Consider the following 11,874-nt stretch of genomic DNA (forward strand, 5'->3'; position numbering starts at 1 on the left):
TGTATCCTATTTCTTTTTGTTGTTCAATTTATTTAGACGTTCTTTTGCTGCTGGCAAAATATCATCTTTCGCATCATAGTTATCCACAATCGATTCAAGTGTAGCTTTTGCTTGGAAAGTATCCCCCTTACCTGCATAAGCATCTGCCATAGTGATAAAACTTTTCGCTACCCAATATTCGTACGAAGAGAAATTATCAGATAGATCCATAGCTGTCTTAATACAAGCATCGTATTGTTTATTTTCCAATTGAAGCACTGCAACATTGTATTTTGCTTCTGCACCGAAGACGGTACGGCTCTTCAATGCTGCTAAACTGAATTCTTTCATGGCTTCAGTTTTCTTATTCTGCTTCACATAACATTTGCCGGCATACAAGAAGGCATTTGCGATCTCCTCTTCCGAAGACTTCTCGTAATTCTTGACAGCATTGGTATAATTTAAGGCTTCTTTATAATCCCCAATCTGAAAATAAGAGACCATTAAGTTATTGATTGCGAAACCATAGTTAGCCTTATACTCAGAAGTAAGCTCCAGTTTTTTCAACAACTGTGTCGCTTCGTTATATTTCTTTTGTTTCAAATATAAATTGGAAACCGAAATCAACGTGCGTTCTGTATAAGGAGACGTCCAGTCATTCAAGATAATATTGTAATCATGTAATGCATCTTCTGTATTACCCAGAGCTGCGTTACTTTCAGCACGAACAAAACGTGCATATTTCTCTTGATTTGGTTTCGGGAATTTGTCGAAATATGCATTTACAGCTTCCACCGCCCCTTGATAATTACCTCTGGAGAATAAAGTCGTCGCAGTCGAGAATGAGCGTGAATCTTGTTCAGATTTCGAAACGTCACCTAAATTTGTTCCCGTTGCATATTTGATATATCCTGTTGCATCGCCTTTGTCCAAATAGATGTTCTCAATGGAACGCATGGCCTGTCTTGCTTCATCTGTTGATGCATATTGGTCAACTACACGTTGGAAAGTTGCCAATGCAGCATCATTGTTATCTTGATTATATTGAACCAGACCAATCGTCACCAAAGCACGTGGCACATAACTACTGCGCGGATATTTTTCAACCATTGTTTGAAGGCCTGCAATTGCCTGATCACTTTCTCCCATCAAGAAACGTGTATAAGGAATCTCAAAAGCAATATCGTCGGCATAATTCGAACTCGGGAATTGCGCAATAACAGCATTCAATGTTGAAATTTTACCATTGTTATCCCCTTGTAATCCTTGAATAATACCACGTTGGAATAAAGCGTAATCCTGACTAGGAGCTTTAGAAGAGATTAACTTATTGTATTCTGTTAATGCTCTACCGTAGTTTTTCGAAGAGAAATAAGAATCACCTAAGCGTGCAATTGCATCATTACGTGTATTCATTTCAATTCCTTTCGAACCACCAGACGCTAAGAAACGCTCGAAGTAATTTGCCGCCGTGCTGTAGTTACCATTACGGAAAGCCGCATAGGCTAACGCATAATTGGCATAGCCATACACATCCGTTTTGCTAGCTCCCGGCAAGCGTAAGAATTTATTGAAATTTGTAACCGCTTCACCATATTTACGAACTTCGTACATGGCTTCCGCTTTCCAATAGGTGGCTAAAGCGTAAATTTCCTCGTCATAACGGAACTCTTCGGAGCGCATGAATAGGGAAATTGCATTTTCAAAAGCACGCTCGTTATAATATTCCAAACCTCTGTAGTAGGTTACCTTTTGATAAGCTGCGTTTGCTTCTTTTCCACGTTTAGGGATAGATTCCAAAATATCAACTGCTTCGCGGTAGTTTTTTGTACTCAACAATACTTCAGCAAGTAAAGTTTTCGCTTCCTCCAAACGTTTCGATTTTGGATACGTTTTCAAGTATTCTTGTGTAGAAGCCAAAGCCACTTGGTGGAATTCCAACTCATACGAAAGCTTAGCATAGTTGAACAAGCCCTCTTCTTGCATTGCCGGATCAAAATCCAATTTCGAAGCCCGGAAAAATGCATTACGCGCAGATTGCTTATTGCCTTTCTTCAAGAAAGCATCACCTAGGGTAATCATCGCAGACTGATAATAAGCGTCAGGCTCGGTCATTTTTTCCAATTCCGTGATCGCTTTATCGTAATCCTTCAATTTGTAAGCGATGTAACCGATTTGGTAGCTATCCTGATTATTCTGCGTCTTACCTTGATCTTGTGCCTGGAATTTATCGTAATACTCTTTTGATGTTTTTAAATCACCTTTGATAAAGTATGTTGCCGCTATAATACGGAACATCTCTGTTTCATTTTCTTGTTTTGTCCGCGACAAAATTGGCAATGCATAATCCAATACATCGTCGTAGCGTTTATCCAAGAAATACAAAGCAGTGATATAATAGGGGTAACTATTTTCGAATTGTTTGGATCCATTCAAACGCTCAAATTCATTCAACGCCGTTTTATACTCGGCGTCTAAGTAAGAAAGATACGCGTAATAATAGATGGAAGCTTCCTGAAATTCAGTTTTTTGATCTTTCAATCCTTCAAATAATGGTTTCGCCGTTTTATAGTCTTTAGTCATAAAGGAAGCGTATCCATATTTAAAGCGATATTCTACATTTTCTTTACCTGCTAAATTTTTGCTATCGATCTTATTAAACCACTCTAAGGCCTTAACATAATCTTTTTTAGCATAATAGGATTTACCGATTTGAAAATAAGCTGCTTTAGCATTTGCACTGACAGGGAAATCCTTAATGTATTTCAGAAAACGGTTTTCGGCATCAGATTCGCCCAATTCCAGTGCGCAAACTGCTTGATAATACCGTACGTTCTCTTTCAACAAAGACAATTCCTCTGTTTCGTCCAATTGCAAGTTGGATTTTGTCCGCAAAGCTTCAACACGGTCAAATTGGGCTGAAGCAGAACTAAATTTTCCGCGTTCATACAATTCCATTCCTGTTTTGTACGCCTTGTTGATTTGTTGCCATTCTGTCTGTTGCGCTAATGCTGGCGTCGCCATAACGGTTAATGCAACTCCCACCTGGTAAATCTTCTTATACATAATATGTGAAACCTTAATATGTTATTTATCTGCAAATGTAAATGAATCTCCCTCCAACCCGCGATAAATTTGCTTTAACCAGCGAATTTATCAAAAGCTTCTCAGCCATGAAAGGCTTTAAGATAGCCCCAAATTTATTGAAAATCAATTCAAATCTCCACTTTTTAGGGAGATAGTTTTATTCATTTTACTAAATTATACTTTAATTGAGCTATTTTACACAAAAGTTATTAACATCTGTAAATAATCCTGTATTATAACGGAAATTTTGCACAAAAAATATGCCCGACAAAAAATAAAGTCAGGCATACTATTGTAGCATTAGAAAACAGTGTTATTTAGTCTCACACGTGCATTAACGCAGGTTGAAACCAATTTCAACTATCCGCGTTGCCCTGCTAATAGATACAAGACAGCCATGCGCACAGCAACACCATTTTCAACCTGATCCAAAATAATTGAATGTTCGCTGTCCGCGACATCCGATGTGATTTCGACCCCTCGATTGATTGGTCCGGGGTGCATAATTGTGATTGGCTTCTCTAAAGAATCCAAAATCTCTTTATTCAATCCATATAGCATGGAATATTCTCTTAAGGAAGGGAAATAGGCAATATCCTGACGCTCCAATTGAATCCGTAACATATTTGCAACATCGCACCAGTTCAGCGCTTTTCTCAAATCATGCTCTACCTTTACACCCAATGAGGTAATATGTTTAGGAATTAATGTGGTCGGACCACAAACCATCACTTCAGCACCTTGCTTTTGAAGACATAAGATATTCGACAAGGCAACGCGTGAGTGTGTGATATCCCCAACAATAGCTACTTTACGACCAGCTACATCGCCATAGCGTTCACGAATTGAAAATGAATCAAGCAAAGCTTGTGTAGGGTGTTCATGTGCTCCGTCACCTGCATTGACAATCTGTGCATCAACATGTTTACTTAGAAATACCCCAGCCCCGGCATAGGGATGTCGCATTACAATCATATCAACCTTCATGGCCAGAATATTGTTCACCGTATCGATGAGTGTCTCCCCCTTACTTACGGAAGAGGAGGATGCTGCAAAATTCACGATATCCGCAGAAAGCCTCTTTTCAGCTAGTTCAAAAGACAAGCGTGTACGTGTAGAATTTTCAAAAAACACGTTGGCAATCGTAATATCCCGTAATGACGGAACCTTTTTAATTGGCCTATTTAATACCTCTTTGAAATTACTTGCTGTATCCAGGATCAATTGGATATCGTTCTCATTTAGATCTTTGATCCCCAATAAATGGCGGGTACTTAATTGTTCTGCTACAGATGACATTTTATAGTATATTCAAATATTTACTAATCATTTTTTTTCTGAAAGTGTCTGATCTTATTGGCCAGAAAGAACCTTCAGTTTGCTTTCATTGCTGTTGGCGTCTGCGAAGTCATGAAGGTTTTATTGAAAGTGCCTGTTTCCAAAGGTCAACAATAACCTTCAGTATCGTCATGACACCGCTATTAATCCCTAGCTGACGCCTTCTTTTCTGTAATCAAGATAATACTATCCTGATCCTCTGATTCTTTCCAGTTAACAATTACTTTTTGTGAATCAATAGAATCTACCTGTATTCCGATATAATCGGGCTGAATAGGGATCTGTCTAGAAAACCGGCGATCGACCAAAACAAGCAATTCTATTCTTCTTGCACGGCCAAATGCCTGCACAGCATCCATTGCCGCACGAATAGTACGTCCTGTCCATAAGACATCATCTATAAAGATCACCTCTTTACCTTCTACAATAAAATTGATATTTGTGCTATTTGCTAAGATTGGACCAGTATTCCCTTTCGTACGGAAGTCATCGCGATAAAAGGTAATATCCAAATCGCCAACTAAAATCTCTTTTCCGATCATTTGTTCAAGCTCTTTGACGATGCGTCTCGCTAAGAAAGTTCCTCGGGGTTGAATACCTATGACGACAGCATTTGAAAAATCACCGTGATTCTCAATCAATTGACGACATAGTCTTTGAATTGTGATTTGAAATTTTGGTCCGTCTAATAAAATCGACTGTTTCATTATGGGAATGTTTGAGCAAAGCTACACTTTTTTTAACAAAAACGAAGCCATGAAGGGCAATTAATTTCAATATTTGCATCCAACTGGCACAATAACAAAAAGTGATTTAAACAAAGATTATCTTCCTTTCCGGGAAATTTACAAAGCCATTATTCCAGCACATTACCAGATTTTGAAGTTATATACAATACGCATTGCCAACCATTTACAGCAAATTCCATAACATCGAAATGCTATAGGTAGCGACTATTCATCTAGCTCGGCACGTTTATTATTCCGTGCAAAAAAATACACTGGTACACCGATTAATACAAGTATAAAGCCTGGCCAGGTATATTGTGGCTTATAGATAATTAATAATACACAAAATACGGTACCTATCAACAGGTACAAGATTGGTGTAATCGGAAAGAGGAAGGTTTTGTAGGAACGTTCCAAATCCGGTCTCCGGATACGTTGAATAATAACGCCCAGCACTGTAATCATATAGAATATAACAATAACAAAAGATATCATATCCAGTAAATTGCCATATTGTCCGCTCAGGCAAAGTAAGGAAGCCCAGATTCCCTGAAGCCATAACGATCGTGCGGGCACATCATATTTGTTATTGGGAATCGCCTGCTTCAGAAACAATCCATCTTTTGCCATGGTCTGAAAAACACGCGCTCCGGACAGCGCAAGTCCATTAACACAGCCAAAGGTCGAGATCATAACCAGAATCGCCATCGCTATCGTGCCCGTATGTCCTAATATTTTTTCAGCCGCCGCTATGGCAACACGATCATTTGCCGCAAAAGCAATTTCCTCTCTATTTAATGCCGCTAGGTAAATGTAATTACAGCTTATATAGAGCAACATCACCAAGCTCGTCCCGATAACCAATGCCCGAACAACATTACGCTGTGGATTGACAATTTCCCCGGAAACAAACGTTACATTTTCCCAGGCTACACTGCTAAATACAGAACCTACCATGGCAGCAGCTAATGCACCCATCAGTACGCCGCCCGAGATCTGCGACCAGCCTGTACCTTTCAAATTTTGAAAAGAGTCCCAGCCATAAGCCATATTTTCTGAAAAATGATTTTCCTTAATCAAGAACAGACCGCCTAAAATCAGTAAAACCAGCGCAATGATTTTTGCTGAAGTAAAGAAAGATTGAACAGCTTTTCCACTCTTGATCCCTCTTGTATTGATAAAGGTCAGGAGAATAATAACACCCATAGCGACAATCTGTATCCAGGTAATCTTAAACTCTCCACGCTGAAATAGCGGCGCTGCATCATTTAACTGCGGAATAAGGTAGGCTGTAAACTTACCAAAGGCTACAGCTACAGCTGCTATCGTTCCCGTTTGAATAACTGTAAATAAACTCCAGCCATATAAAAAGCCAATTGGCTTCCCAAATATTTCTGTCAGATAGGTATATTGTCCCCCAGCCTTCGGATACATAGACGACAATTCGCCATAGCAGATTGCCGCCGCAACAGTTGCTAATGCGGTCAATAACCAAACTATCGCCAACCAATATCCGGATCCCAGCTGCCGCATCATATCACTCGATACAATAAAAATACCGCTTCCGATCATCGACCCCATGACCAGCATAACTGCATCCCACAATTTTAATTGACGTTTCATCATAACTTAAGGTTGGTTTTATATGGTGTTAAGCTAAGAAAAAATAATCAAAAAAAAGCCGCCCTTTCCTACATCGCATCAAAAAGTGTTTTTCCTTTCGAATACCTGTAGTAAAGGGCAGCTCCTTCGGTTAAAATGATGTCTCTAATTGTTACTCAACACCATACTGTTGTTTATACGATTTTTCTAAATCGGTCACTTGCTGTAGCAATTGTTTTTCCGAGGTAGAGGCCAAGATACTCTTATAGGCACCCAAAGCACGTAATGCTGTACCTATATTTGAATATTCCAGCTCAGGCTTCGTTTGTGCAATATCCTGATACCAACGCATGTTTTGGGTCATAAACTTCAGATTACGGTTTACGATTTCATTTGCACGCTTCGTTTCACCAGTTTCATACAACACATTGACAATTGGAATATAGCCTAAAATATCACGCATCAAATAAACACGTTTTGGCATTTTCTCAAAGGTTTCAACAGCGACTTTACGCGCCTCATCCTTATGACCTTCCATCATCAACTGTGTCGCTGTACCGCCCATTACCGTATTTGTAATCATGGTAATCATGCGGTAAGATTCAGGATCCAGGTAAGAAGCATGTGCCATATTACCCCATTGGTATTTCGTAGTAATGTCTTTATAAGCAGACTGTGTATCAACCAATGTACCTTCCGCCCCGGCAGGAGTTGCAATCGGCATTAAACGCAGTGCAAAGCCCTCTTGGACCAGATATTTATCTAAACCAAGGTAGTTATCATTTGGAACTGTTGCCGCAAAATAAATTGGACGTTTCCAATCGTTATTCAACAATACGTTTAAGATTGATAATTCTGCCCTAGAGATATAATTTCTATTGTAGGTCCAGCTCATGGTATCGACAATAGATTCTTGCCAAGCTTTAGGAACGACATTATTTTTCAGAACAGATTCTTTATTCACCGGAAGGCTAAAGTTTTTGGTTGGCAAGAAGTTTTCAAACTTACCACCTCTCAATTCCAATTTGTTCTTCTGGTCGTCAGACAATAAAATCTGCATGATCAAATCCAGATCCACATGTCCGGGAACCTTCATATCCTGATAATAAAGCACTTCTCGAACGCCTTTTTTGAATTTTTCGTCATCGATATTGATCGGTAAACCTTCGGCCTGATTCACTTTTTGCTTCATCTGGCGCATATACCAGTCCGAACTCAATAAACTTAAGTTCACCACGCGTACATCTGGACGATAATTTTCAACTTCCTGTACATACCACAAAGGATAGGTATCATTATCGCCGTAAGTAAATAAAATCGCATTCGGTGCACAAGATGCTAAATAGTTTTTCGCTAAATCACGTGCAGTTGTTTTCTCCGAACGATCGTGATCATCCCAGTTTTGGAAGCCCAGCAATACCGGAGCACCCAATAAACAAGCAACTGTAGCAGCACCGGCCGCTACTTTACCATCCACTTTTTTGCTTAAATAATCCGCGATAGCGAAAACCCCAAGCCCGATCCAGATGGCAAAGGCATAAAAAGAACCTGCATACGCATAGTCACGTTCCCGCGGTTGAAGCGGACTTTGATTTAAATATAAAACAATTGCTAATCCTGTAAAGAAAAACAACAACCCCACAATTCCCGCATCACGTTGTCTCTTTCCAAAATGCCAAAAGGCACCGATTAGACCGATGATCAAAGGCAAGAAATAATATTTGTTATTCGAAGGATCAGTCTTCAATGAATCTGGAATGGCATTTTGTCCACCGACATGCATTTGGTCTACAGGTTTAGCACCTGAAATCCAATTACCTTCTGTGAATGATCCTTGACCTTGTTGGTCATTCTGACGGCCTGCAAAATTCCATAAGAAATAACGTCCGTACATGTGTCCAATCTGATAACTGAAAAAGAATTTCAGGTTATCGCCAAAAGTCGGCGACTGTCCTTCCGGGATTTTTAAGTAATCACGATAATATTCAATATGTCCCTGATCTCGTGAACTGTAGACACGCGGAAAAAACATGGTTTTATCGTATTTATAATCCATGCCGTTCTCCACTTTTGTATACTTGTCCTTGTCTTTTCTGTACGTATACGTCGGCTCGGCATCAACTACCTGCGCATCAAATGTAGGTCCGTTTAAAAGAGGCTCACTTGCATATTGCTCACGACCAAGATAACTTACAAAAGAAAATGCATTATCTGGATCACTGTTATTTAACGTCGGATTTGCTTTTGCACGTACCATAATCATGGCAAAAGAGCTATAACCAAAAATGATAAATGCTGCACTGATCAAGATCAGATTTAGCATCGGTTTGACCTTTTTGATTGAATACCAGATACCATATACGAAAAGAGCCACCGCTAAAATCATGAATAAGTTAAATCCAGTACCGAAGCCCATTCCCAGACTATTCACAAAGAACAGGTCAAAATAGGCTGCCGCTTTAACGGTGTATTGAATGATACCCCATAAAATGAGCGCCAAAACAACGACACCGATCAAGAAAGCTTTGATGGCTCCTGATGACGTGACTGTTTTCGAACGTTTAAAATAGATCACCAAAGCTATTGCCGGGATCACCAAAAGGTTCAATAAGTGAACACCTATAGAAAGCCCCATCACGTAAGCGATAAAGATCAACCAACGATCTGAACCAGCTTCATCGGCGTGGTTTTCCCATTTTAGAATTCCCCAAAATACAACCGCCGTACATAAAGAAGACATGGCATATACTTCGGACTCTACCGCTGAGAACCAAAAGGTATCCGTAAATGCATAAGCCAATGCACCAACAGCGCCCGAGCCGAATATTTTGATTAAATCGGTTGATGTATATGATCCATCAACACCCTTTACAACGATTTTCTTTGCTAAAGCTGTAATTGTCCAAAATAAAAACAAAATGGTCAGACCACTACATACCGCCGATCCTACATTCATCCAGAACGCAATTCGTGTAACATCTCCACCGGCAAGGTTTGAGAATATATTTTGAATCATTAAGAATAAAGGTGCTCCTGGCTGGTGCACAATTTGAAGTTTAAAGGCTGAAGCGATAAACTCGCCACAGTCCCACCAGCTCGTCGATCGTTCGGCAGTCATGACATACGCTAATGTTGCTATTAGCGCACATATCCATCCTAAAAGATTGTTGATTTTAGTATAGTTCATAAAATGATAACTGTAAAAAGTATTATAATACGGCTCGAAAATAAGGATAAGTTAATAAGAAATGAACTTTATTCTGATTTTTTAACACATATTAATTGAAAAAATTTCATTACGCGATCTAATATTGGCGACAAAGAAAGCACGTCCAAGTATACTTGTACACTTTACAACGTGTTGATGGGATCTCCTTACCGAAAAAAAAGGTTAGCACACTGAATTTTCAGGAGCAAACAAAAATTATTTCTTTGAAAATCAGCCCTAATACACTTTTGAGTTCATTTTTATTTGCAGAAATAAGAATAGTCCGTATATTTGCATCATCAAATGTGAACGACATCATCACGATAGCAATCACTTTTGAATTGTTTGTCCGATAGTATAAGGGTAGTACAACAGTTTTTGGTTCTGTTTGTCTTGGTTCGAATCCAGGTCGGACAACAAACAATAGAAAAGGCTTGCAAATGCAAGCCTTTTCTGCGTTATATGCAAGGCTTATTATTTATAAAAGGGTTTAGATTTTTTTAAATTTACATTTTGATTTTTAAAACAAATCTCTATCTTTGCGTCGTCAAAAAGAGAAAAGCGGAAACGTTGACTTTTTAGAGACATTGTCCGATAGTATAAGGGTAGTACGACAGTTTTTGGTTCTGTTTGTCTTGGTTCGAATCCAGGTCGGACAACTTTTAAAGTTAAGGTATATGGATTGTGAAAACAATCCATTTTTTTTAATGTTTAACTTTAAAAAACAGTAAGGGAATAAAAATATTGAATAAACGACAATACAATAACCCAACATAAATATACAAAACCATGCCTTTGCAATTCAACACGGTTAAACTATTTGCAGGTTCTGGCACTACAGAACTAGCCGAAAAAATCGCACAATCTTACGGGAAACCACTAGGAGACAAAACATTATCGCGTTTTAGCGACGGTGAGATTCAACCATTCTACAATGAATCAGTTCGCGGAAGTGATGTATTCATCATCCAATCTACCAACCAACCTACCGACAATCTTTTTGAATTATTATTGATGACAGATGCAGCGAAGAGAGCTTCAGCGCATTATATCACAGCGGTAGTCCCTTACTTTGGTTTCGCAAGACAAGATCGAAAAGACAAACCAAGAGTTGCTATTGGCGCAAAAATGATCGCCAATCTGTTGACTGCAGCTGGTATCCACCGTATCATGACAATGGACCTACACGCAGCACAAATCCAAGGTTTTTTCGATATCCCTGTTGACCATTTGGATGGTTCTATCATTTTTGTCCCTTACATCAAATCGTTAAAACTTCCGAACCTAACGATTGCTTCCCCAGATATGGGTGGCTCATACAGAGCGCGTACCTTTGCTAAATTTTTCAATGCAGAAGTTATTATCTGTGACAAACGTCGTAAACGTGCAAACGAAATCGAATCGATGTCTATCATCGGTGACGTAACAGGTCAGGACGTTGTTTTGATCGATGACATCTGTGATACTGCTGGTACACTTTCAAAAGCAGCAGCACTTATCATGGAAAATGGTGCAAAATCCGTAAGAGCCGTTTGTACACATGCAGTGTTATCCGGAAAGGCATATGAAACAATTGAAAACTCGGTATTGTCAGAAATGATCGTAACAGATACCATTCAATTGGATCCAGAAAAAGCAAAACAATCGACTAAAATTAAAGTATTATCAACGGCTGATTTATTTGCAAAAGCAATCACCAGTGTAAATCAACACTCTTCAATCTCTGATTTATTTGAAGTAGAATAATCTTTGCGTTTTAGATCCTAGATATTGGACCTTGGTACAGAAAGCATTCAGCTCAGTGGCCAAGGTCTTTTTTTTTATAGCTTTTTTATCTCGTACACAAGTTAACAATTGATTTATCTCAATTCCTATATTAGCAGGGGATTTAAAGGGGGATTACAAGGGGATAACAGGGAAATAACAGGGGGT

General features: G+C 39.1%; 6 protein-coding genes. 1 reads left to right on the forward strand and 5 read right to left on the reverse strand.

Annotated elements, in window-relative coordinates; all coding sequences use genetic code 11:
• Positions 1 to 6: 6 nt before the first annotated feature.
• From B4Z47_RS10370 to B4Z47_RS10390, 5 genes are all read right to left on the reverse strand, one after another.
• Complete coding sequence (locus tag B4Z47_RS10370) at positions 7 to 3,045, reverse strand: tetratricopeptide repeat protein (protein WP_115046620.1); 3,039 nt, start codon at positions 3,043 to 3,045, stop codon at positions 7 to 9.
• A gap of 381 nt (positions 3,046 to 3,426) precedes the next feature.
• A complete protein-coding gene (locus tag B4Z47_RS10375) occupies positions 3,427 to 4,365 on the reverse strand; it encodes an aspartate carbamoyltransferase catalytic subunit (protein ID WP_046672752.1) in 939 nt (312 codons plus the stop codon).
• A 182-nt stretch (positions 4,366 to 4,547) separates the two neighbouring features.
• Positions 4,548 to 5,111 (reverse strand): bifunctional pyr operon transcriptional regulator/uracil phosphoribosyltransferase PyrR, encoded by a 564-nt coding sequence (gene pyrR, locus B4Z47_RS10380; protein WP_112374861.1) that lies wholly within the window; start codon positions 5,109 to 5,111, stop codon positions 4,548 to 4,550.
• Between the two features lie 246 nt (positions 5,112 to 5,357).
• Entirely contained in the window at positions 5,358 to 6,758 is a 1,401-nt protein-coding gene (locus B4Z47_RS10385; protein ID WP_286727310.1) for an APC family permease, read from the reverse strand.
• 148 nt (positions 6,759 to 6,906) lie between these two features.
• Positions 6,907 to 9,921: a DUF2723 domain-containing protein gene (locus B4Z47_RS10390; protein ID WP_112374862.1), complete on the reverse strand. Its 3,015-nt coding sequence runs from the start codon at positions 9,919 to 9,921 to the stop codon at positions 6,907 to 6,909.
• Positions 9,922 to 10,731: 810 nt separating this feature from the next.
• Here B4Z47_RS10390 and B4Z47_RS10395 point away from each other — a divergent pair.
• Entirely contained in the window at positions 10,732 to 11,688 is a 957-nt protein-coding gene (locus tag B4Z47_RS10395; RefSeq protein WP_046672755.1) for a ribose-phosphate pyrophosphokinase, read from the forward strand.
• Positions 11,689 to 11,874: the final 186 nt, after the last annotated feature.

Source organism: Sphingobacterium sp. UBA2610 (assembly GCF_002339225.1).
GTDB classification, from domain to species: domain Bacteria; phylum Bacteroidota; class Bacteroidia; order Sphingobacteriales; family Sphingobacteriaceae; genus Sphingobacterium; species Sphingobacterium multivorum.